15 protein-coding genes are annotated in these 23,663 nt (G+C 40.3%); 12 read left to right on the top strand and 3 right to left on the bottom strand.

What is annotated here, in order from left to right; translation table 11 throughout:
• Positions 1–31 precede the first annotated feature (31 nt).
• Together KQI49_RS17385 and KQI49_RS17380 are read left to right on the top strand one after the other, a co-directional pair.
• A complete protein-coding gene (locus tag KQI49_RS17385) occupies positions 32–865 on the top strand; it encodes a hypothetical protein (protein WP_216490853.1) in 834 nt (277 codons plus the stop codon).
• A 46-nt stretch (positions 866–911) separates the two neighbouring features.
• A complete protein-coding gene (locus KQI49_RS17380) occupies positions 912–1,082 on the top strand; it encodes a hypothetical protein (RefSeq protein WP_216490852.1) in 171 nt (56 codons plus the stop codon).
• Position 1,083: 1 nt separating this feature from the next.
• On the opposite strand, the gene KQI49_RS17375 is transcribed toward KQI49_RS17380, so the two are convergent.
• Positions 1,084–1,260 (bottom strand): hypothetical protein, encoded by a 177-nt coding sequence (locus KQI49_RS17375; protein ID WP_216490851.1) that lies wholly within the window; start codon positions 1,258–1,260, stop codon positions 1,084–1,086.
• A 200-nt stretch (positions 1,261–1,460) separates the two neighbouring features.
• Between KQI49_RS17375 and KQI49_RS17370 the strand changes: the two genes are divergently transcribed.
• The 7 genes from KQI49_RS17370 (at position 1,461) to KQI49_RS18675 (ending at position 17,469) form a co-directional block, all read left to right on the top strand.
• Positions 1,461–1,715 (top strand): AbrB/MazE/SpoVT family DNA-binding domain-containing protein, encoded by a 255-nt coding sequence (locus KQI49_RS17370; RefSeq protein WP_216490850.1) that lies wholly within the window; start codon positions 1,461–1,463, stop codon positions 1,713–1,715.
• Positions 1,715–2,041 carry a type II toxin-antitoxin system PemK/MazF family toxin gene (locus KQI49_RS17365; RefSeq protein WP_216490849.1) on the top strand — a complete coding sequence of 109 codons (327 nt, stop codon included), beginning with the start codon at positions 1,715–1,717 and terminating at the stop codon, positions 2,039–2,041. Before KQI49_RS17370 ends, KQI49_RS17365 begins: the two co-directional genes overlap by 1 nt.
• A 426-nt stretch (positions 2,042–2,467) precedes the next feature.
• Positions 2,468–4,564, top strand: a complete 2,097-nt coding sequence (locus KQI49_RS17360) for a tetratricopeptide repeat protein (protein ID WP_216490848.1) — start codon at positions 2,468–2,470, stop codon at positions 4,562–4,564.
• A gap of 746 nt (positions 4,565–5,310) precedes the next feature.
• Complete coding sequence (locus KQI49_RS17355) at positions 5,311–14,694, top strand: carboxypeptidase regulatory-like domain-containing protein (protein WP_216490847.1); 9,384 nt, start codon at positions 5,311–5,313, stop codon at positions 14,692–14,694.
• Between the two features lie 1,517 nt (positions 14,695–16,211).
• Positions 16,212–16,541, top strand: a complete 330-nt coding sequence (locus KQI49_RS18685; protein ID WP_253286917.1) for an MFS transporter — start codon at positions 16,212–16,214, stop codon at positions 16,539–16,541.
• Positions 16,542–16,606: 65 nt separating this feature from the next.
• Entirely contained in the window at positions 16,607–17,059 is a 453-nt protein-coding gene (locus tag KQI49_RS18680; RefSeq protein ID WP_253286916.1) for an MFS transporter, read from the top strand.
• A 23-nt stretch (positions 17,060–17,082) separates the two neighbouring features.
• Positions 17,083–17,469 (top strand): MFS transporter, encoded by a 387-nt coding sequence (locus KQI49_RS18675; RefSeq protein WP_253286915.1) that lies wholly within the window; start codon positions 17,083–17,085, stop codon positions 17,467–17,469.
• 107 nt (positions 17,470–17,576) lie between these two features.
• Here the strand turns inward: KQI49_RS18675 and KQI49_RS17345 are convergent, their stop codons facing one another.
• Complete coding sequence (locus KQI49_RS17345) at positions 17,577–18,029, bottom strand: DUF3592 domain-containing protein (protein ID WP_216490846.1); 453 nt, start codon at positions 18,027–18,029, stop codon at positions 17,577–17,579.
• 98 nt (positions 18,030–18,127) lie between these two features.
• A complete protein-coding gene (locus tag KQI49_RS17340; protein WP_216490845.1) occupies positions 18,128–19,525 on the bottom strand; it encodes an MDR family MFS transporter in 1,398 nt (465 codons plus the stop codon).
• Between the two features lie 1,100 nt (positions 19,526–20,625).
• Here KQI49_RS17340 and KQI49_RS17335 point away from each other — a divergent pair.
• From KQI49_RS17335 to KQI49_RS17325, 3 genes are all read left to right on the top strand, one after another.
• Complete coding sequence (locus tag KQI49_RS17335; RefSeq protein ID WP_216490844.1) at positions 20,626–21,066, top strand: cell wall hydrolase; 441 nt, start codon at positions 20,626–20,628, stop codon at positions 21,064–21,066.
• A gap of 227 nt (positions 21,067–21,293) precedes the next feature.
• Positions 21,294–21,659 carry a hypothetical protein gene (locus KQI49_RS17330; RefSeq protein WP_216490843.1) on the top strand — a complete coding sequence of 122 codons (366 nt, stop codon included), beginning with the start codon at positions 21,294–21,296 and terminating at the stop codon, positions 21,657–21,659.
• Between the two features lie 213 nt (positions 21,660–21,872).
• Complete coding sequence (locus KQI49_RS17325) at positions 21,873–22,832, top strand: nucleoside hydrolase (RefSeq protein WP_216490842.1); 960 nt, start codon at positions 21,873–21,875, stop codon at positions 22,830–22,832.
• Positions 22,833–23,663: the final 831 nt, after the last annotated feature.

The raw sequence follows: 23,663 nt of genomic DNA, 5'->3' as shown, positions 1-23,663 counted from the left end.
CAAATCAAAAAAGATACGGAGGGAGCGATAGATGTATAAGGGTAGGCTTTTTATTTTTATACTTCGAATAATAGATTGGATGGATGGAAGAAGGCAGGAAATACATTTTATTTTAATGACACTTTTTGTGCCAATTGCCATTGGATTTGGGGTGTCTATGTATATTTATTATTTGAACAACCCCATGTTCAAAAATCCATCAACTATCATAGAGCATTTTGCTAAACCCATATTTATTGGAATGATTACGGTAATACTTATTTTAGCATTTGGACTTTTATTGGCTCATCTCATAACAATGACTCCGTTCAGACGTCTCAAAATATTTAAAATGGAAATGGAATTTGATGCTGCTCTCTCTAGGGAAAAACATATTGCAAATCAATTTTTATTTTCATCAACAATGCTACATAATCATATAGAAAATGTTAGATATTTGCTTGAAAATAATCTATTTGAACTTAAACAATTGGTAGAATTTCTAGCGGAAAGCTATAAAAATAATGCCCTTGAGTATAATAATGAACTTACTCTTGTTGTTGATGTTGTCGCTCCATCAGAAATAAAAGGCAGGGAAAAGAGACTTTTTCAATCGCTTATTAATCAACGTATACCTAAAGCAAACACCGTTTATAACAATCGGTTAATAAGAGGGGAAAATTTACTTATTGGTCATATTTCAATTTCAGATGATGACGAAGCCGTTATGATTGTGAGAAGAGGGTATGAACATCCATTTGATATCTATGATCAAGAGACATTTGAAAGCATTCTTGGTTATGCCAGTATACTATTTGATACAATCACCATGCTACAGGTATTAAATAATGACAATATACTAACTGAGCACAAAGCAAATGATTAATTATTGAAATAATATGGTATAATACTAGTAAAGGGAGGAGTTTTCTATGTCAGTAAAGGAAAAAGAAAAGATGAGTCATAAAGAAGAACAGAAGAAAATGTCTTCTCAAGAACGGATTATTGCCAGTAGATATGGTAGGAATACTAGTGAGAACAGATCAAAGGCTAGAACAATCAATGAATTGTATAGATTAAGGCATAGAAGTAAATTCCGCTGATTTAATTATCTGCGGAATTTCTTTTTATGTTTTCCAGCTTCGGATAGAAAGAAGAGAATGGTCGCGCCTCACGTCTGCCTTTTTCAATATGAAATCCATTAAACCATTTATTCCTTGTAGGGATTATGTTCTTTTCCAAGTAACGACGAGCGATATATCTCATTTTATCATCAACCATCATATCAATCTCCATATAGTCATTTATTATAAATTATGGAGAACTTGAGACTTTTATTCATAGTATCCATTCAACAACTAGAAATCAATTTATGTTTATCGAGTAAGGGGGACGAAACCTGCCTCGTGCTTCCTCATTGACAAATAGATATAATGTGAATATACTACAAGTAAGGAAAGGTAAGGAAAGGGGGTTTGAACATGTTTGAAGCGAAGTTAACAAGTAAAGGGCAAATTACAATTCCAGTCGAAGTTCGTCGGATATTAAATGTAAGTAGTGGTGATCATATTTCATTTAACATTAATGAACATGGCATCACCATTGATAAATCAAATCGGCCGCTCACTATTGAGGAGCGCTTTGCAAACTATGATATTACTACTTCTAATAAAGAACTTGAAGAGAACATGAAAGAATTTGATATGGGAGAAGATAAAGGGGAGGAGCGCTTTTAATGTACCATGCTAAACAAGGTGATATTATTAGACTCGATTTTAATCCGCAAAAAGGTTTCGAGCAAAGTGGGACAGGGCTGGCACTTGTTGTCAGCAATAACTTTTTTAATAAACTCAGTAGTTTAGCCCTCGTTTGCCCGATAACTAACACCAGTCAAGACTTTCCACTTAATGTTAATTTAAATGAGCAAACATCCACCACCGGCTCAATACTCTGTCAGCACATCCGCTCCGTGGATTTAAAAGCCAGAAATGCATATTTCATCGAAAAAGTACCTGATTCTATATTGGAAGAAGTTTTGAACATTATTCATAGTGAACTTTAATGAAACGTTTTTAAATTTTGCTCCAATCTCCTCTATGGTTGCCTCTCTAAAGGTGTGGGGGTTAGCCGTCACTTAGTTTGGATTGAGATCTTCATGTGCTGCGATTTGGTCTGCTTAATTCGGTGCGTTTTACTGTGGATTTTCCCAAGTCTGTATATTTATTTCCCGTGAGTGGAGTGAGTGTTTTCTTTGGAGAAGAACCGTAATAAAAATGATAGAATGATCGAATGATATTTATAGGGTGCTTTTACGTTTAATAAGTTAAAACTGGCAATCTATGAATACCGTTTTATGTGAGGGTAATATATTATAGATGTTATGGTTGTAAATCATGTGACTTCATGTATAGTACAGGGATGATATGAATAATATAGCTGTGTTTAAAATAATGAGTTCAGCAGAAAATATACGATTTGGGGGATTATCATGACAACTGAGAATGAACTGATTAATAAGACCTATTATCGAGGGATTTTAGATGAGAATAAACAAGGTCATGCTGTGAAAATATTGGGCGAGATGTATATGGAAATGTTGCAAGAACCGCGGCCTAGGTTATCTTCGGTTCGGTTTGCGCAAGGGGAAGTTTATTTTTTGAATAATGATTATGAAGCGGCGATTTTTAAGTGGCAACAGCCGATGGATAAGGAGTTTATTCCGTGGGCGGAGAAGAATATAGCGGATGCTCATTTGGAAATGGGATTATTGGATGAGGCGGAGAAGTTTTACAAGCAGGTTGATACGTCATCACTGGCTTTGCAATCTGAAGTTTTATTGCAACTCTTTTCTCTGTACATACAACAAGGTCATCAGGAAAAGGCTGTTCGTACGATTAGGAATGCGGTGAGTTTGAACCCGGATTATTCTCAAGTGACAGAGGTGGCGAAGAGTTATTTAGAAGGCGTGAATGAATGGGATTTTGCTGTTGAACTCGCGGTGAGTGAGGCTTTGAGGTTAAAGTCTCCTTATTGGTTTGAGGTTTTATCAGGGTATGTTGAGAGAGGGTCAACCCGTCATTATGAACCGATTTTCTTCAAAGAGTTGTTAGCGACATTGCTGCAAATGGATGATGAGCGATTTGAAAACTTTACTGAGGTGTTGTGGAACAATTATCGAGACAGTGATATGTACTTGGCTTGGTTGGAAATGATGAACCAGCTCGTATTGGAGGAGGTCGATGAATCTTCTTATGATTGGAAGATTTTGCCGAGCTTATATCAAGAAGGTTATTTCGACCTGATTAGTGGACGGTTTTTAATAAAGGATATCTCAGCTATGATGCCGGATCTTGTGAAAAATTGGTTGGATGTGTCTTATCAAACGGATGATTTGGTTTCTTCAACAGCGGCGCTTGCTTGGGATGAAATGTTTCCAAATACGCTTGATCAGATGATGATTAATGAAGCGGCCTCCCGGTTTGAACGCTCGGATGTTAATGAAAATGGTAGAAAAGAAGGCTTAGAGCTGTTTGATTCTATTAAAGCATGGGCAGAGAGGGAAGGTTTGGCAGAAGATTTAGCTAAAGCGACAGAGCCTATGCTAGAGGGATACAATATGGAAGTCGCGAGTCCTTCGAAAATTCGGGAATTGGTTAAGGTTTCAATCGAGTTTTTGCTAGAACAAAAGGCGGAATTGGAAAATGTTGTTCAAGAAGATATCGATTGGAGTGAAGGGTTGCAAACTAACCTCAAAGATGTTCATGATCAGCTAGGTGAGATGGAAAGTGACATGACGGATGATATCGCAGCTTCGTTTCGTCATATCAAAAATTCAGTGACTCAACAATTGAAGAGCGAGTTACCTAAGCTATTACAAAATTGTTCTCAGTTTATTGAAGAGGATAGTAATTTTTCAACACTTCATGTCGATCTCAATGAAGAGATGAACAGGCGTATGGCCGTTTACATGAAAAACTTCGTCAACGATAATCTAAAAAGTACGATTCAGGACTGGATTGGGGATTGTAAAAGGGAATTCGACATGAGTCAGAGGACGTTTAATGAGTTAAGTGCGACTTTAAATCAACAATTTAATGAAGAAAAGATTGTCCTGCAGGGTGACTTTAAAGTGTTGGATGATTGGCGACGCGATTTAGAGCGCATGGCAAGAAGCTTGCTTCGCTTTGAAAAAATAAATTTTGTATTGCGAAACACCCCTTCCCAACTGTTGTTGAAAGGGGCTGGCAAATTGGTTGAGTCTATTTCTAGGAGTAAAGAAAAAGTGCATAGTAAATATAAAAGTTATATTGAGAATGCGGACTTTACTCAGGTCGTGGAAGACCTTATTGCTCCATTTATCCAGCAATTGGAGTTGTTTGAGGGATCAATCGAGTGGGATGTTGATCGATTTTTCTCAAATCCACTCGATGTATTGAATGGTGAAATGGAAGAGGCTCAGTTGGCTATTGAAAAGCATCAAGCTGCACTAAACAGAATGCAAGAAGAGCCCGAAATCTATCGTGATCCTCTTACATTGTTTGAGTTGAAATTACGACAGTATGAGTTGATGAATAGGATTGATTAGTTTGATTGGAGGTAAACCCTTTTGGCAAGAGGGTTTAACCTCTTTTTTTTATAACTTTTGATAATTCATTTGTGGTGTTTATGCTATCCTTTTTGGCTGGATGACGGCGCATAGAACGAAATGACGGCACATAGACCGGAATAACGGCGCATAGACCGGAATGACGGCACATAGACCGGAATAACGGCACATAGACCTGAAAGACGGCACATAGGTCGGAAAGACGGCATATAGACCTGAAAGACGGCACATAGAACAGAAAGACGGCGCATAGAACGAAATGACGGCACATAGACCGGAATAACGGCGCATAGACCGGAATGACGGCACATAGACCGGAATAACGGCACATAGACCTGAAAGACGGCACATAGATCGGAAAGACGGCACATAGACCTGAAAGACGGCACATAGACCGGAATGAAAAGCTATAGAACAAGAGCCATGCCGCAGAAGTTCAGACTAAGTGGAATAAGTATACAGTAAGAAAAGCCGCTAAAGAATGTGATGTTCACTATCTAAGTGCGAAAAAATGTTGATTAATAGTTTGGTAGCAAGTTTGCAATACGTTCTTTCTACATAGAGAAATAGACTTAACGCTTTTAATTTCGACAAAATTTTCTCCGACTAAGTAACTGAATGGCTTAGTCTTTTAGCTTATTTTGTTTAAAGTCTATTGTTCCTACTGGTTGGAAGTGATAGATTGAATTCAAATAAGTCTGAAATTTATTAAAAGGAGGAATGACATGAAGTTAAAGAGGCGTACGCAAAGAAAGTTAACAGCTATTTTACTCAATTTTTTACTTATCTTCTCATTACTTATACCTCAAACATCTTACGCAGAAACAAATCCAGATATAGACTTAAACACAATTGAAGAAGATCTAGAATTAGAAAAGGAATTAGAAGAAAAAGCGGAGGAACAAAAGAAAAAAAATGAAAATGACGGTGCAAAGAACACCAAAGAGTTTTCCGAGGCAGAAGGGGGTCTATCACCAAGACTTGATGATGTATATGGTGAGTCTGAAAAAGATGATGCTCATCTAGAAGAAACGAGTGAAGCTGCTGACAATGATCTTATTGATTTATTTGATGAAGCGGATGAACTGGATGTCATTATTCATATGAAAGATTCAGGTTCAACAAGTTTAAATGAGCTTGATACTGAATCCTTAAATCGAACCGAACGAATTACAAAGGTGCAAGAGCATTTACAAAATGTAGCAGATAAGTCTCAAGTTAAAATTTTAAAAGAGTTGGACAAGTTAAGCAAACAAGACGCTGTTTCTAACGTACAACCACTATGGATTGTGAATGGGATTGCAGCTACTGTAACAAAAGATGCCTATGAAAAATTATTAAAACGAGATGATGTTGAAGAGATTTTACAAGATGAAACATATGAAGTTCCTGAACCACAAAAAAGTGAGACAAAACCACGTTTACCAGAATGGGCACTTGAGAAAGTCAATGCTCCGAAAGTGTGGGGACAGTATGGTGTCAATGGTGACGGGGTTGTCGTAGGTATTATGGATACGGGTGTTGAAGGAACGCATGAAGCACTTGCCGATAACTACCGTGGAAAAGACGGAAACCATGAATATTCTTGGGCTGACTTTTCAGGTGATGGTTATGATGAGCCTAGTGACGGTAATGGACATGGGACACATGTGGCAGGAAGTGCTGTTGGTGGTGGTGAAGGGGAGCCAATAGGTGTTGCTCCCGGAGCCGAGTGGATTGCGGCTAAAATTTTTAATGACGGAGGAAGTGCGACCACTTCAGGTATTCACCAAGCGTTTGAGTGGTTTATGGCACCTGGTGGTGATCCAGAGAAAGCACCCCATATCGTTAACAATTCATGGGGAAATTCAAACACATATAATACAGATTTTGTAGAGGATGTGGATGCTTGGGTTGCAGCAGGGATATTTCCTTTATTTGCGGCTGGAAATGATGGACCTGGTTCAGAAACGATTGGTGCACCAGGAAGTTTTCCTAAATCGTTTACGATTGGTGCAACCGATGTGAATGACCAAATCGCATCCTTTTCAAGTCGTGGCCCGGTGACTTGGGACGGGGAGAGTTATGTCAAACCGAACATTTCTGCGCCAGGTGCTGAAATCTATTCGGCTTGGCCTGGGAATAAATATAACACGATTAGTGGAACGTCAATGGCGTCACCACATGCAACAGGCGTCATTGCTTTATTGTTGGAGTCTGATCCTAATTTGTCGATTGATGATATTAAACAAGTATTAACCCGGACTGCCCGCAGTGAGATGCATATGGGTGAGTTGCCGAATATGAATTATGGGGCGGGCATAATCGATGCCTATCAATCCGTCACAGAGATAGCTTTTGCGGGAGAAGTCAATGGTAAAGTAACAGATGATGAAGGAGAACCAATCCCTGCTCAAATTCAGATTGAAAAGGAAAATATTGATTTATCTGTTGATAAAGATGGTGCATTCTCTTTCAAACTGCGCGAAGGGACACACGAGGTGACTATAGAATCTTTCGGTTACGAGACGAAAACGACAGATATTACTGTCACTAAAGATGAAGTAACGGAAGTGACATGGGAATTAGGAAAATCAGAACAATACACTATTAGTGGTAAAGTGAGGGATAGTAATGGTGATCCGGTTCCATTTGCATATGTTCGATTATTAGGTACACCACTAGATACGATGCGAACGGATATGGATGGAAATTTTACTTTTTCAAAAGTCCCAACAGGAACGTATGAGATTATTTTATCAGGGAAAGAGTTCGCGGCTAAACGTGAGGAAGTGAAAGTTGATCAGGATTTAGAACTGAATATATCGATGGGAGAAAGTTCACGTGTTGCGGATAGTTACTGGCAAACTGCTAATAGTCATGTGTCGCGAAATGCATTGTCGGGTGAAGACATCTCACTGGCGCAATTTGAACAAAACTGGACAGAGGCTGTGCGTGGTCATTCGATTTTTTCCTCTCCAGTTGTGAATAAGGATACTATTATTGTTACGAGTGACCAGGGTTATGTTGAAGCATATGATTTAGACACTGGAGAAGCGAAATGGATGTTCCGTTCGCAAGGTCCAAATCGAGGGACACCAACGATTGCCGAAGATAAGGTTATTGTTCCAGGTGGGCAAGAAGGGAAAATTTATGCGCTTGATTTAGAAAGCGGTGCATTAGAATGGGAGACTGCGACGGATAATATACCAGTCTATGAAACACCTATCTATGATGATGGAACGATTTATATCTCTTCAACGATTGAAGGAGATACAGAAGTTGCTGCGCTTGATATCAATGACGGTAAAACAAAATGGACTACAACGGTTGCCGGAAGCAGTTATTTCGGAGCTGCTTTGGCTGATGATCGGCTGATTATAGGTAGTCAAGATGGACAAACATTACATGCATTATCCGTAGAAGATGGGGAAGAGTTATGGCATTTTAAGGCATCTGGTGAGGGATTTGCCTCACTACCATCGGTGGTAGATGATGTTGTCTATGCATTTAGTACTGATTTTAATGACAAAGGTACATTATGGGCGCTTGACGTAACGAGTGGTGAAGAATTATGGAAGGTCGATGGTATAGGTGATACACAAGCAGCCTCACCTGTTGTTTATGATGATGTTGTGGTGGTCAGTTCAGCATCCATTCCCGTTTTAAAAGGATTTGACCGTCACTCAGGTGAATTATTATGGGAAAATAACCAAGTGAATACCACCGTTAATAATGGGGCGGTAACGAGTAACGGATTGTTTTTCATCGCCGATCAGACAAGCATGTTAAAAGTGATTGACGTGATGAGTGGGGATATGCTTGAACAAAGAGGGCTTGACTCCTCAAGTACAGCGACGCCAGCTATCGTTTCAGGACAGGTCGTTGTAGGAGCCGAGCGTAGTTTAAATGTCTTCTCTTCACCTGGAATTCTTTCCGGGGAAATAAATGATGCGGACGGTGCACCTTTAGAAGGCTTTGCTCGGCTGATTGGTACAGATGGAGTTGTGACAGCAGATGAGGATGGACACTTTAATCTTTCAGTTATGCCTGGAGAATATGATGTTAGAGTTGGCATGTATGGCTATGAACAAGTGGAAGAAACGCTCACCTTTCAGTCAGGGTATGTCATGGAAAAAGAATACAACCTTGATGCTGTAGAAGAAGGTAAGTTAGTTGGTGAAGTGGTTGATGCTAGAAGTAGTGAAGTGATTGAAGACGTTAAGGTCAACGTACTAGATTCACCACTTGAAACAACGACAAACAGTGATGGTGCGTTTTCGTTTGATTCCATTTATGAAGGAAATTATGAACTTGTTTTAGAAATAGGTGGATATGTCACAGAAACAGTAACAGCTACGGTGTCAGCGGATGATACAGCTGAAATAGCTATAGAAATGGATCCGATTGATGTGGCTGTGCTGAATGATTATGAGGAAACCGTTACGACACTCCTTGATCGAAACAATATTCCTGCTGAAGAGCGTGAGTGGGATGATATTTTACCTGATATGGATAAATATCAAGTTGTCTATTTGAATGGAGCTTATAAATCAGGTGGATGGCAGCCTGACCAAGAAGATGTTGATGCTTTATTAGAAACTGCTGAGACAGAAGACGTCAGTGTGGTGTTTACAGATGCTTGGGGAATAAACTATGGCTCCATCCAACATTTACAAGAGTTTTATAATGACCCACGAACTGTTCAACATGATTCCGGTAATTCGACGATTTCGTTAAAAATTGAAGAGGAACATCCTATTTTCGGAGATAAAAAAGTTGGGGATAAGATTAATATTGTGAAAGACGGTATGCCTAGCTGGTTTAGTGGATATTCAGGCCGCAATTTGGCGACACTTGGTTCCCATCGCTTAGGTGATGTTGGAACAGGCATTGCCTATAAGCCTGTATCTGAAAATAGTGCCCATCTATTACTTTCATCACATGGAACAGCGTCATGGAACTTACCTGATACACATTGGTTAAAAGACCAACACGATTTGTTGGTTAATAGTGTGAACTACCTAATAGATGATGCAGTGTATGGTCAGTTAAAAGGAAAGATAGAAAATGAGAATGGAGATCCTCTCGAAGCGAAAGTAGAAGTACGTGATACAGGTGTTTCAGTTGAAGCAAATGAAAATGGAAAATTTACGATGCATCATGATGAAGGGCTTGTTGAACTGGAAGTCCGTTTAGCTGGTTATAAAACAGAAGTAATGGAAGTTGATTTTTCACATGAGCAACCTCTAAAAGAAACAATTGTGTTAAAGAGTACAGAAGGTGGCCAAGTATCAGGAATTGTAACAGATGCAATGACATCTTCACCAATTGAACAAGTTTATGTGACTTTATATGATTCAGATAAAGATGTTGTCGATGAAACGGTCACGGCGAGCAATGGATATTATGAGTTTACAGGAATTGACTCAGGAAAATATCAAATAAAATTCAAGCATGAGGATTACGTCCTATCTGAAGATAAATTAACTGTATCTGAAGGAGGCGTTGAACACGATCAAAAGCTTGACCCTGTACCAGAGGTCGCGATACTTGGGGATAGAACGATTGGAGACGACACGCTTGAGGCGCTTTTAGCTGACGTAAATATCGATGCAACAAATTATAGTTCGATTGAAACATTAACAGATGAACTAAAAGCGTATGATGTGGTCTTTTTCAACGAAGCTAGCTTATTAAAAGAAGCAGAGTTTCAAAAATTTGAAGAAGCACTTGATGTCCATCATGTCAGTGTTATTTATGGAGATCAATATTTTAGTGGTGGAGGTATATACACACTTCATCAACTTAATGATGACCCTGCTGTGAGGGATACCATTAATATTCGGGATCGTGCTGCCCAGTATGTGGTGACTGAAGAACATCCTTTATTTGGCGATAGAGAAGCTGGAGAAAAAATAGAAATTCTAAAACCAGATGCTAGTCGTGTCGGCATGTTTGATGAGTATTCAGGTTTCACGCTAGCTGAAATTACTCATGATGATGGCGATCCACATGGGGACGGCATTGGTTATAAACCGAGAACAAGCAATAGTTTAGAACTGTTGATGAGTGGGCACGCCATTGATATCGGTCATTCTGGGGACGATTATACAGATGAGGGAGTAGACCTGTTTACCGACGCTATTCTTTGGGCAGCTAATGAACGATTTCATTCTGTTGAAGGAACGGTGAAAGATAAGAATGGAGATGCCATTCAAGCTGACATCACGGTTGAGTATGAAGAGACAATATTAAGCGACTCCACAACAGAAGATGATGCATCATTCAGTATTGCTGCTCCAGATGGCACAGCTCTAGTAACGGTTTCTTCCTATGGGTATCAGACCCAGTCTTTTACTGTAGGTATTGATGGTAGATTAGAACCATTTTCCATTGAATTAGCGGAAAAAGAAACGGTTGGCTCGCTTGAAGGTTATGTATCGAATCGTCTCTTACTTGATGGTGTAGAAGACGTGCATATTAATGTGGTTGATTATCCAAGGGAAACGACGACGGACGGGAATGGCTATTACCATATTGGAGTGCTTGAACCGGGAACGTATGAGATTGAGTTAACAAAGGATGGTTTTTTACAAGAACATGTGACGGTAGAAATTGCAGAAGGTGAGACAAAAACGCTGGACGTTGATTTAAGACCGTCACCAACCGTTGGAATCATAGTGGATGCACAAAGCTCTAGTGCAGTTACGTTGGCGGATTATTTAGAAGAGCGTGGCTATGAAACAGTGTCGATGTTCTATGATGATGTCGATATGTTGGATGATGTTGATCTTGTGTTTGCGAACTCCGATTATAATAATGATCTTATTCCAGATGAAAAAATGTTCAAAGAATTTCTAACAGCGTTGGATGAAACGGAAACATCTGTTATTTGGACAGGTCAACACGGTGGAAAAGGAAGTATTCGTTATTTAGTCGATTATAAGGGTGACCCTAGTACAGAATACCGTGGCAGTGGTTCAGGCGATATGACAGCGACGATTGTAGAGGACCATCCAATATTTGAAGGTGTCAACGAAGCATTTGAATACACAACACAAAGCGGTTACTATTATGGATTTGATGACTATACAGGAGACATTTTAGCGGATTATGAAAAAGAAGGTGTTGACGACACTGGTCAATTAATTGGACTAAAAGGTCGAACCGCAAACAGCGTGGAAATATTGCTCAGTGGTATGACGATAGGACATGGCTTCCACCCAGGAGATAATAATTTTGATGAAAATCGCGAGAAGATCATCAATAATTCGATACTCTGGGCAATTGATCATACCTCAAGCTATGCGGGAGAACTTCATGGTATCGTTAAAAATGATTTAGATGACACAGTGCAAGCAACTGTGACGGTTGAGGAAACTGGTAAACAAGTGACGACAGACGATAAAGGTGAATTTTTCCTTGGGCTTCCAGCTGGAACATACACGTTAGACATTGAAGCTTTTGGACATCAATCGGATTCATTCACAGTTGAAGTTCAAAATGGCGAGATACTTGAAGAGACATTTGTTTTAGCCTCCGAATCCGTGGGACAACTAAGTGGTGAAATTCGTTCACGAGCCACCGGGGATCTGATTGAAGGGGCAAAGATTGAGATTATCAATACAGAACTATCGGCTGAATCAGATGAGTCTGGAAATTACTCGCTCACTGTTCCTGAAGGAAACTATGATATCCGCGTGATTGCATCTGGCTTTCAACCGGAAGTGCATCAAGTTGATATTACCCAAGGCGAGACAACAAACTTAGACGTAACATTAGCTAATTCAGAAGACATTGCTTTAGTTGCTTCAGGTGCGAATCAAGATCGGTTAACTGGATTTTTAGAGGAACAAGGCTATAGCATCACATCGTTTAAACAAGATGAACTGGGCGTGGTCCAAGAAAATATAGAAGATTTTGCGTTGATTTTGATGAATGATTCTGCTCAAGGGATTAATCAGGATGAATACGTGGAATTTATTGAAGCAGCAGATGAGGCACGTGTCAGTATGTTGTTTGGAAGTCAATTTGGTGGTGGAGCGCTGAAGGATTTAAGAGATTATTTAAAAGATCCGGCATCGACTAGCCAAGGTTTTGCAGCCGATCATATTTCCTACGAAGTGGTAGAAGAACACCCGATTTTTAAAGGATATGAAGTCGGTGACGTTATTTCCATATTAGATAATGAAGGTGGAAATCAACAATATCATGTTTTTGAAAATTATAGTGGAACAACTATTGCAGATGTCGTTCATGAAGATGAAGGACAGATAGGAAATGGACTAGCATATGATTTTCGTTCAAGCGATCATGTTCACTTATTGCTCGGCAGTTTAGGAGCAAGCACTTATGGTCATCCAGAAGATCAATGGACAGATGATGCAAAAACAATTTATGTTAATGCGATTGACTGGGCACTGAGTGCTTCGCTTGGTGAAATAAAAGGTGTAGTTGAAACGGACGATGGCAGACCTATTGAAAATGCGACGGTGTCTATCGAAAGTGAAAATAAAAAGGTGCAGACGAATGACCAAGGTCGTTATACACTTGGCGTTGGTAGTGGCGAATATGAGGTTTCTGTAAGGGCGCTGGGCTATAAAGGTGCAGAAGAAACGGTTGTTATTGAAGAAGTTGGCGATACGGTGGAGCTGAATTTTGCGTTAGAAGCCGAGGAAGAAACATCTTTGTATGGTGAAGTTACAGACCAAACAACAAATGAAGGCCTTGAGGACGTTGCAGTGACAATGACTTCAATGGAAAGCGACTTCGAACTTTCAACTCAAACAGATGAAGCAGGAGCTTACCAATTCACAGATCAAATGTCTGGGGAATTTGAAGTAATCTTTGAAAAAGAGGGATACAACTCCGCAACAGAAACAGTTAATTTAGAAAGCGGCGAACATAAGGAGCTACAAGTGGTGATGAGTGAATTTAATATCGCTGTTCTCAGTGATTATAAAGAAGAACTGAGCAGCTTCTTAAAAGAACAAGAACTCGCTGCTGTTTCTGTCGATTGGAGTATTATCGAGCATGTTGATTTATATGATGTCGTTATCGTCAATAAAGGTGATGGTACGAAAGCACAAATGGAAGAACTTGTTGAAATGAGTGATGAACATGAAACGAGTCTTGTCTTCCTTGATACATGGGGGCCGGATGGTTCACTAGAATTGCTAGAGGAAGCACTTGGATATCCAACTCTCGACAATCAAGGATATGACGAAGATGATGTTATGCTTTATACAGAAGAGAGTGACCATCCGATGTTCGATGGATTTGACTCAGACGACATCAATATTTTAACTGAGAAAAGTCCATATGCTACCTTTGCTGATTATGAAGGAAGTGTCCTCGGTGGGTTATCTGTCGGTGATACTGACAAAGGTGCAACAATTGGATTTGAGCCACGTAGTAATCAACATGTCCACTTGATCCTATCTTCTTTTGCAGTAAATAATATGGTAGGTCCTGATCGTGGCTGGACGGACGATGGAAAGAAATTATTCGTTCAAGCTGTGGAATGGGCTAAAGACGTCGATTTGGAAGGAGAAGGTCCAGAATTAACGATTGAAAATCCAGTAGATGGCGAACGAACAAATAAAGAGGTTGTCACCGTCGAGGGAATTGTAGAAAGTGAGAATTTAAATTACGTTGAAGTCAACGGGGAAAAAGCAAATGTAACAGAGGACGGAAGATACTCCAAACGCATCATGGTTGAAAATGGCGAGAATACGATTGAAGTGGTTGCAGTCGACCAGACAGGATACTCGACAACCGAAAGTGTGACGATTGATGTGAAATATCATGCTCCAGAGATTGAAGGACTCACACCAAACGAAGACCAATACGTGAATACAGGTGAAGGTGTGAAAATAGAACTTGACAGTGAACAAGGAGCGCGCGCAACTTTTGTCATCCATATGCCATTAACCAATTCAACAGGTGGTTTACAAAATGTAACAGAACTACCAATGATGGAAATGGCAGATGGACATTATGTTGGATACTGGACAGCAACGGATGTCATCGCAGAAGGTGCAGTGATTGAAGTGATTGTTCAGGATCGATATGGGAACGTCACCCGCGAGAAAGCAGATGGTAAGCTGTTTATCAATGTAGAATAAATAAAGGAAGACATATAAGTAAACTAGTACCTATAGATTGGACACTTGTAAAGAGCGTTTAATCTGTAGGTACTTTTTTTGCCAGCACGAATGGTTAAATCGTTTTATAACCGGATGACTAATCATATATAGCATCAAAAGTATCATTTAGAACTGAGCGGTTTCGTTATATTCACATATTCTAGCAGCAAGAGATGAGTGCGCATAGACCGAAAAGACGGCACATAGAACAGAAAGACGGCACATAGACCGAAAAGACGGCACATAGAACAGAAAGACGGCACATAGATCGAAAAGACGGCACATAGACCGAAAAGACGGCACATAGACCGAAAAGACGGCACATAGACCGAAAAGACGGCACATAGACCGAAAAGACGGCACATAGACCTGAAAGACGGCACATAGACCGAAAAGACGGCACATAGAACAGAAAGACGGCACATAGAGCGGAGTGACGGCGCATAGAACGAAATGAAAGGCTATAGAACGAAAACGATAGCGCAGGGTACTCGCTCTATATATAGGGTCAGTTCTCATTACTGGTATACAGGCGATGTGGTGCGAGGAAATTTGATTCATATAAATTTTAGTAGATTGACATGCTCAATTTAAGTTTTGGGGTTTAGCCGTAACAGTACTAAGAGTGGGAACCTACCAAACTCCGGTTTAGCTAATAGAATTAGGGTACGACCCTAACGATTTTACCATTTATTTTGCAATACGATTTATCTTACTTTGTAGCTCCGTTCCCATTAAATAAGACTCAGATCCACCAAGAATCTGAGCCTTTAAATCTATCTTTTATTCTTGATTAATGAAGAGTCTTCCATCTGTCTTTTGGCGGGTGATGTTACTGTAGGCGCCATCTATAATGAATTCGGTTTCGGCGATTGGCTAGCAATAGTAGTAATAAGGATAAGAGTTGTGATAGCAACAATTACATTTTCTACATGGACAATCGTTATAATAATAGTAACTTCTGCATCTGCATACCGGTACATAATAATAGCATTTTTGGTGACATGGAGAACAACAATTTCTATATTCTCTTCTTTTTTTGCATCGACTGCAATAACACATAATGATTCACCACCTTAAAGAAGTTACTACATTATACGTTGGTATCAATGGTTTGAGTGGTCGAGGCAACCCGCAATGACGTAATTTTCTTTATAAATAATAAAATAATCCACGACTACTTTCCCATCCCTAAAAAGACTCATTATCTACTCCTATTCACTATACAATTATGAAATCACTACAATTGGGAAAAGCGTTTGTATGCACATCTAATCTATGAGTCTAGGTCGCACCACGTGAAGCTCGCATCCTAGAAAAGTTACGGCTAAACCCCACAAACCTTAAAAGCAATACGGTGCCAGGCACCCACACTATTCTGTTGTGTCGGTATCTAGTACAAGGGTAATTTACTTGCCATTTACATCAAACTCCCATAGTATGGACTATTGTCCACTGTTATTTTGAATAAACGGAATTTTTTTGTAAATGGAGTGATGATAATTAATAAGCTGCTTAAACCTACCATAATATCAGTCTCTATGGCTACGGTTATGGCCGGCGCTGCTATTTCTCCTGCACTTGGTCTCATTGCGGAGGCATTTCCAGACGCGAGTGAAACGGTGATCAAATTTATTTTAACGGCGCCATCTATTATGATTATTCCGTTTTCCTTCTTATCGAGTTATTTAACTACAAAACTAACAAAACGCACAATTATCTTGATGGGGTTAATCATCTACTTAATTGGGGGCGTCGGTGCTCAATTAATGTCAACAGTCGAGTGGCTGATGGCCTTTCGTTTGCTATATAAGCGACATGGATAAAGGCATAACCAACCCCACACCCGCACCTAATTAATGATTATTTCACTGGGGCAGAACGCACGAAAATGATGGGCTATAATTCTGCTTTTAGTAATGTCGGTGGCATAATAACGATGCTGTTAGCGGGGTGGCTGGCAACGTTCGGGTGGAGAATTCCTTTCAATGTTTACTTTTTGGGGCTGTTTATTTTCATTATGGTCTTCTTTTTCCTGCCAAAGGGTGAGGTACAAAAACCACTTGATCATGGACCAAAAAGGAAGATTCCGTTGGCTGTGTATGGATATGCTCTTGCGATGGGTGCGATTATGGTAGCTTATTATTCTATCTCAACAAACATTGCACTTTACTTGGAGCAAAATAATTTGGGTGGGGCAACGCTTGCTGGAACCGTTGTTTCATTTACGACGGTTGGCGGAATGATTACGAGTTTATTACTTGTTCAAATTGAAATGACATTTAAGAAATATGTAATTCCTGCGATGCTGTTCACTATGGGGGGGTCGCCTTTCTCATTCTAGCGTATACAACGAGTGTGCCGCTTGTGATGCTTGGTGTTTGTATGGTTGGATTTGGTCAAGGGTCATTATTTCCAATTATCACATTAAGAGCGTTGGATCGAGTTCATTCTCATCAAGCCGACCGGGCTGTCGCTTTAACATCCAGCTTTACATTCCTTGGCCAGTTCATATCCCCCCTTATCCTAGATGGTGTAGGGAAAATAGCTAATAGTACTGCGATTCGATTTCAATATGGTGCACTGGCTGTCTCGGTTTTTATCGTTGTTTTAATTAGTACAGTATATCTTTTCCCGGTCAAGGGAAGTGTTGGAAGCATCGGATTAGTTAGCAAAGCAAGCACAATCTCCGCCGTCTGGGATCGCTCAAGGCGGATACTTGTCCCAAAGAAGATACGAATATTGTTCCATTAATATTTAAGCACACCATCTCACAATAGAAGTTGGTGTGCTTTTGTTATTAATAATCTATCCCTTAAACCTCCGTCGGGGGCTTTAGGATATAGCTGTAACCACTAAAACTATAGTAAATAAAATAAAACCCCTATTCCGATTAAGGCAAGTACCAAGAAGATACTTCCTAATAAAGTGAAGAGTGAACCGCGCTGAACAAATGTATCTATCATTGCTTTTTCGGGTCGGTTTGGATTGAAAAGCACATCTACTTCTGTGCCGATCGGTAGTCCTGGTTGTTGTGACATTGCGGATTTGTATGTATATGTCGTTCCTTGGACTTCGTAAGCCACTGTTGGGTGTTTATCTGGAACGGTCCTACCTTCGTACAGTTTATCTATGAGTTCATTAAAATTTGAGTGTTTTAAGAAAGAGCTTTTTTCACCACGTACGATGACCCCAGTTGTTCGTTCATATTTCTTAGCGATTTGTGACCGGATAAAACCGATGCTAAAAAAGATTACCCCTAATAAGAAGAAAGGACCAGCGATTGTCCCTACTATAAGTATGTGTTCGTCCATAACAGACCCCCCTGTTTCTATAAATATAGCACATATGTTAGTACGTGGGTGCCAGGTACATAAACAATTCTGAATTGTGTTGGTACCTGGCACCTATCTTACCTTGAACGGACCATCGTTTTGTTTTCCTTAAGCTTGAAGGAAATGATGAATCCAATAATGGCAGCGATTCCGGCGACCTTAAAGGATACGTTCACACCGTGAATAGCTCCGACTGCTGTATTTTCGGGTATGGCGGATGTGGACATGATGGTCACTAAAACGGCGGTGCCAATGGATCCGGCGACTTGGCGGAATGTGTTGTTCATGGCTGTCCCGTGCGGAATCAGATCATTAGGCAGCTGGTTCAGGGCCAAGGTTGTCATCGGCATCATGACCATGGCTATTGAAATCATTCGGATGGCGTTCATGCTTGCGAGATACGTGAAGCTTGTATCCATGGATAAATTCGTGAACGCGAATGTCGTTACACCTAGCAAGAAGAGTCCACCTCGAGCGAGCCATTTTCCACCAAATTTATCAAAAAGATACCCAGTAATTGGATTCATCAGTCCCATAATGATAGCGCCGGGTAGGAGTACAAGCCCTGATTTTAATGCGGAGAATCCAATCATATTTTGCATGTATAATGGTAAAATTACGTTCGTACCAATCATCGCTGCGAAGACGACCATTCCAAGGCCTGTCGCCAATGTGAAGATGCCATATTTGAATACCCGGAATTCGAGCAGGGGCTCTTTTAATTTCAATTGTCTTGTAATGAACAGGTAGAGTGATATGACTCCGACCACTATGGCTAAAATGACTTGGCTACTTGACCATCCCATGTCACCAGCAATACTAAAACCGTATAAAAGGCCGCCAAAACCAATTGTCGATAGGATGACTGATAATATATCTAGCTTGGGTTTTTTCAGTTCTGTCACATTTTTTAATAAAAAGTATGCTGCAATCATGTCGAAAACAGCAATCGGTAATACAACATAAAAAACACTGCGCCATGGAAATTGATCAACAAGCCAGCCTGATAGACTTGGCCCAATGGCTGGTGCGAATGCGATGACGAGTCCGAATAGTCCCATCGCCGTTCCTCTTCTTTCAACGGGAAAGAGGAGAAATAAAACGGTTTGCATGAGTGGCATCATTATACCTGCGCCTGACGCTTGTAAAATCCGTCCGACCATTAAAAATGAAAAATTGGGAGCGATGGCGGCGGTAAATGTTCCAAGCGTAAACAATCCCATTGCAGTGAGGAAGAGTTTTCGTGTCGTGAATCGATCGATTAAAAATGCGGTTACGGGGATCATAATTCCGTTAACAAGCATAAATACGGATTGAAGCCATTGTGCTGTATTCTCGCTTAAATTGAGGTCCTTCATGATCGGTGGGAGCGCCGTGCCGAGAAGGGTTTGATTTAAAATGGTGACGAAAGCACCTAATAATAAGACCGCAAAAAGCGGGATGTTTTTCTTCCAATTAAATGTTTCTGTATTCATGACATACCAACTTTCTACCCCGTAGAGTTAATTCAACCTACTAAACAATGCTATCATACTGGGAAAACGAAGAACAATTATAAGAATCAGTAAATTCTTTTTTTTCGTGTGATTGCCTTAGAAGTGTCGGTGTTTTTGAGGTGGATGTCGAGTGTGAAAATGTTGATGTTACAGTGTTTCGGAAATGGTGAAAAGTACCCCCTAATCTCAATGGGGCAGGTCAGTCTTGCTTTGTTAAATGATTTCTTGCTGTAACTGAAACTATTTTAGATTGCTTGAGAAACATTAACTTGGAAAGTCGGATTACTTAAAAGAAATCTGTGCTGAGTTGATAAGCACTAAATTACGGATGACGGAATATAGAGCATTGACGAAAGGTTATAGAACCGGATGAAGGGCTATAGAATGAGATGAAGGCGCATAGACCGAGACAAAGGCGCATAGACCGGGACGAAGGCGCATAGACCGAGACGAAGGCGCATAGACCGAGACGAAGGCGCATAGACCGAGACGAAGGCGCATAGACCGAGGTGAAGGCGCATAGGCCGAGACGAAGGCGCATAGACCGCGAAAAATGCGCGTGGAACTAGTCGCTGCCGCAATCATTTCATGTCGATGGGATCGTTGTTTAATAGCCGTAGTTATATGAGGAGTGTGGGTTGTGTAGGATTCGACCTGGATTCATAGATTCGATGATTTTCTTGAACGATTTTTCCACTGGTACTCCGACTTTACCGTTTCCCCAAATACACTACTCCGCGATTACCTGCCAAACAAAAAAATTCCCTGGTAGAAAAGATGACGATGAATTGAGCTGGTTTTTAGAGTTCAAATAATCTTCATAATGCGGGTGACGATGAATTGAGCTGATTCTTCGAGGGCAAATGATCTTCATAATGCGGATGACGATTAATTGATCAGCTTTTTCGAAAGCAAATCATCATCATAAGGTGGTTGACGCAATTGACCCATATTCTCACACCAAAATGATCTTCATAACTTAAATAAAAGGCAAAAAGAAAAGGTTACCCCTTCTAAATTCTCATTTATCTATCAACATTCTAATTATTTTACATATAATTTTTAAGAGGTGATTAAATATGGCGAGGGTACCTTATACCGAGAAGGACGTGGAATTAGTAGCCCGGATGATGAGAGCGGAGGCAGAGGGTGAAGGAAAGTTAGGGGAATTGATGGTTGGTAATGTTATTGTGAATCGGCTGGTGGCTGATTGTTTGGATTTTAATGATTTACGGTCGATATCGGATGTCATTTTTCAAATACAAGGAGGAAATTATTCTTTTGAAGCGGTTCAGAAGGGGAATGTTTTTTACAATCGAGCGAGGGAAGTGGAAAAAAGGTTAGCGCGGGATGTCTTAGAAAGGTGGAGGCAGCATCCTTCTAGTTATGCACTGTGGTATTTTAATCCGTATGCACCGTGCCCTCCTTCATGGTATGATCAGCCGTTTACGGGACAATATAAGTTACATTGCTTTTACGAACCGGCACCAAATACATGTGAAAGTGTTTATATGAGATAGAATTTAGTTTAAAGAATTTTAATTATGTTCGACATAAGCGAGTGGAACGCCTGATTGGTGGTTTCCACTCTTTTGCTTTGAAAAGGGAGAAAAAATTGTAAAGTATTGTGGCGATTGTTTGGCTAAACAGAATTGCAAGTGAAGCAGACTTATTATATAGTGTGCTTTTTTTATTTAAAGTGAATATGAATAAATATGAACCTTTTTTTAGGAGTGGGATAGTAGTCATGATAAAAAAGTTTAAAGTAACCATTATACTGCTGGTGTTAAGTTTAATCTTAGTTGCTTGTGGAGATCCAAAGGTGGGGGACATGTTTATGTTGAAAAGGAATACTTTGGGTGGTATGAATGTCAACTCTATGGAAAATACAATGAATGAGTTGAAAGCTCTTGAAGAAGTGGGAAATCCAGACTCTATGGAAGAATACGTCGATTTTAATGAGATTCCTAGTTTTAGTGTTGGTACCGTAGTAAGAGTGATAGAGACTAGGGAGAAAGATCGCATGGTTCAGATTCAAAACGTGTATCCAAAAACAAAAAGTATTATGAAAATGTGGATTGACACTGAAGAATTAAATAATGCTTTGAAATAGCGAGTTCATGTATTTTGGCCGACGTAGAATGTGGAGGAAGGGATATGTAAAGGGCGTTTTGATAGTTGTGAAAAAAGAGTTGTTATAAGAAAACACCACTGAATAAATATCACTTTACACATTTTAAGGTAAGGTGATATTTATTTCTGATATGATAGAGTTAATTTAAAAGAAAACAATGGGGGAACAAGAATGGCAAAAGAAAGACTTATTATGGACGTAGATCCGGGAATTGATGATTCATTGGCGATTTTATTGGCGTTAAAGTCACCTGAAATCATCGTTGAAGGAATCACGGTTGTCAGCGGGAATGTTGAACTTCACCAAGCTACAAAAAACGCAATGAAAGCTGTTGACATGTCAGGGGCTTGGGAAACGAAAGTGTATAAAGGAATGGCATTGCCCCTAGTTAAAGAGTACATCGATGCGACGGATACTCACGGCACTGATGGGATTGGTGAAAATTACTTCCCGGTGCCGAGTCGAACGCATGAAGAAGAGCACGCGGTCGATTTTATTTTAAATACAGTTAGGAATAATCCAGGTGAGGTCACTCTGTTAGCTTTAGGACCTTTGACGAATATTGCAGCAGCGATAGAGAAAGATGTTGAGACGATGAGAAAAGTGAAAAAGCTTGTCCTAATGGGAGGGACAGCAAGGCATCAAGGGAATTGCAGCGCGGTGGCGGAGTATAATTTCTGGGTTGACCCCCATGCAGCGGAAATATTATTTTCTTCAGGCATCGAGGTCACAATGGTCGGGCTTGATGTGACACATAAAATCGTGCTGACACCTAATCTACGTGAGCTTATCAATCAATTCAATAATGAATTATCTCGCTATATATTTAATATTACCCAATTTTACGTTGATTTCCATTGGCAACAAGAGCGAACCCTAGGCTGTGTTATCAATGATCCATTAGCTGTGGCGATTTTGGTTAATCCGAGCCTCGCTCAAACGAGAGATGCCCATGTTGATATCGTCACGGAAGGCAAAGCAGAGGGCCAATCATTAGTTGACTTTGGTGGTGTCTGGACAGATGGGAAAACCAATGCGAAAGTGTGCATGGATGTCGATGCCAGGAAATTTTTCGAGTTGTTTTTAGGGCGGCTTTTCCCGGAACATGCGGATGACATTGAGTTGGTGCTGGAGAAGCAGTGCTTTAAGTAGAGTGGTTGAGTGTTTGATAAGGAAGATTTTTTCGAGTATCGGTTATTAGGTGTAGTTTATCATGCATACCAGAAAGACAGCGCATAGATCGAAATGACGGCACATAGACTCGGCAGGACGGCACATAGACTCGGCAGGACGGCACATAGATCGAAATGACGGCACATAGACTGGCAGGACGGCACATAGATTGAAATGAAGGCACATAGACTCGGCAGGACGGCGCATAGATCGAAATGAAGGCACATAGACTCGGCAGAACGGAACATAGACGGAAATGAAGGCACATAGACTGGCAGAACGGCACATAGATTGAAATGACGGCACATAGACTGGCAGGACGGCACATAGATTGAAATGACGGCACATAGACTGGCAGGACGGCACATAGATCGAAATGACGGCACATAGACGGAAATGAAGGAACATAGACTTGTAGAACGGCACATAGATCGAAATGAAGGCACATAGACTCGGCAGGACGGCACATAGACGGAAATGACGGCACATAGACTCGGCAGAACGGCACATAGACGGAAATGAAGGCACATAGACTGGCAGGACAGCGCATAGATCGAAATGAAGGCACATAGACCGACATAATGCCATCTAATCAATTGCTTCATTTTAACCTTCAAAAAAGTAATTCAAGTAAAACAAATGTAGTTTTGAAGAATGCGGGGGAAAACTGGGACAGAGAACCTGTCCCCCCGGGCTTGTCAAATAAAGTGTGTAAGTTCTAATTTATTCAAGATATTTTAACACCCTATCTTTTAGATCATCATGGATTAAAAGTTGGTTCATAACCATCGCCCAGTTTGGTATACGACC

This window comes from Virgibacillus sp. MSJ-26, assembly GCF_018918075.1.
Taxonomy (GTDB): Bacteria; Bacillota; Bacilli; order Bacillales; family Amphibacillaceae; genus MSJ-26.
The sequence above is the reverse complement of the archived record's forward strand: the minus strand, read 5'-3'. Positions and strand labels throughout refer to the sequence as shown.

What these genes read in the sequence shown, in the direction of transcription:
- KQI49_RS17325 (WP_216490842.1), top strand. Translation starts at nt 21,873, where the DNA reads ATGGACGTAGATCCGGGAATTGATGATTCATTGGCGATTTTATTGGCG.
- KQI49_RS17345 (WP_216490846.1), bottom strand. Translation starts at nt 18,029, where the DNA reads ATGGACGAACACATACTTATAGTAGGGACAATCGCTGGTCCTTTCTTC.
- KQI49_RS18680 (WP_253286916.1), top strand. Translation starts at nt 16,607, where the DNA reads ATGATGGGCTATAATTCTGCTTTTAGTAATGTCGGTGGCATAATAACG.
- KQI49_RS17365 (WP_216490849.1), top strand. Translation starts at nt 1,715, where the DNA reads ATGTACCATGCTAAACAAGGTGATATTATTAGACTCGATTTTAATCCG.
- KQI49_RS17360 (WP_216490848.1), top strand. Translation starts at nt 2,468, where the DNA reads ATGACAACTGAGAATGAACTGATTAATAAGACCTATTATCGAGGGATT.
- KQI49_RS17335 (WP_216490844.1), top strand. Translation starts at nt 20,626, where the DNA reads ATGGCGAGGGTACCTTATACCGAGAAGGACGTGGAATTAGTAGCCCGG.
- KQI49_RS17375 (WP_216490851.1), bottom strand. Translation starts at nt 1,260, where the DNA reads ATGGTTGATGATAAAATGAGATATATCGCTCGTCGTTACTTGGAAAAG.
- KQI49_RS17385 (WP_216490853.1), top strand. Translation starts at nt 32, where the DNA reads ATGTATAAGGGTAGGCTTTTTATTTTTATACTTCGAATAATAGATTGG.
- KQI49_RS17370 (WP_216490850.1), top strand. Translation starts at nt 1,461, where the DNA reads ATGTTTGAAGCGAAGTTAACAAGTAAAGGGCAAATTACAATTCCAGTC.
- KQI49_RS17330 (WP_216490843.1), top strand. Translation starts at nt 21,294, where the DNA reads ATGATAAAAAAGTTTAAAGTAACCATTATACTGCTGGTGTTAAGTTTA.
- KQI49_RS18685 (WP_253286917.1), top strand. Translation starts at nt 16,212, where the DNA reads ATGATAATTAATAAGCTGCTTAAACCTACCATAATATCAGTCTCTATG.
- KQI49_RS17380 (WP_216490852.1), top strand. Translation starts at nt 912, where the DNA reads ATGTCAGTAAAGGAAAAAGAAAAGATGAGTCATAAAGAAGAACAGAAG.
- KQI49_RS17340 (WP_216490845.1), bottom strand. Translation starts at nt 19,525, where the DNA reads ATGAATACAGAAACATTTAATTGGAAGAAAAACATCCCGCTTTTTGCG.
- KQI49_RS17355 (WP_216490847.1), top strand. Translation starts at nt 5,311, where the DNA reads ATGAAGTTAAAGAGGCGTACGCAAAGAAAGTTAACAGCTATTTTACTC.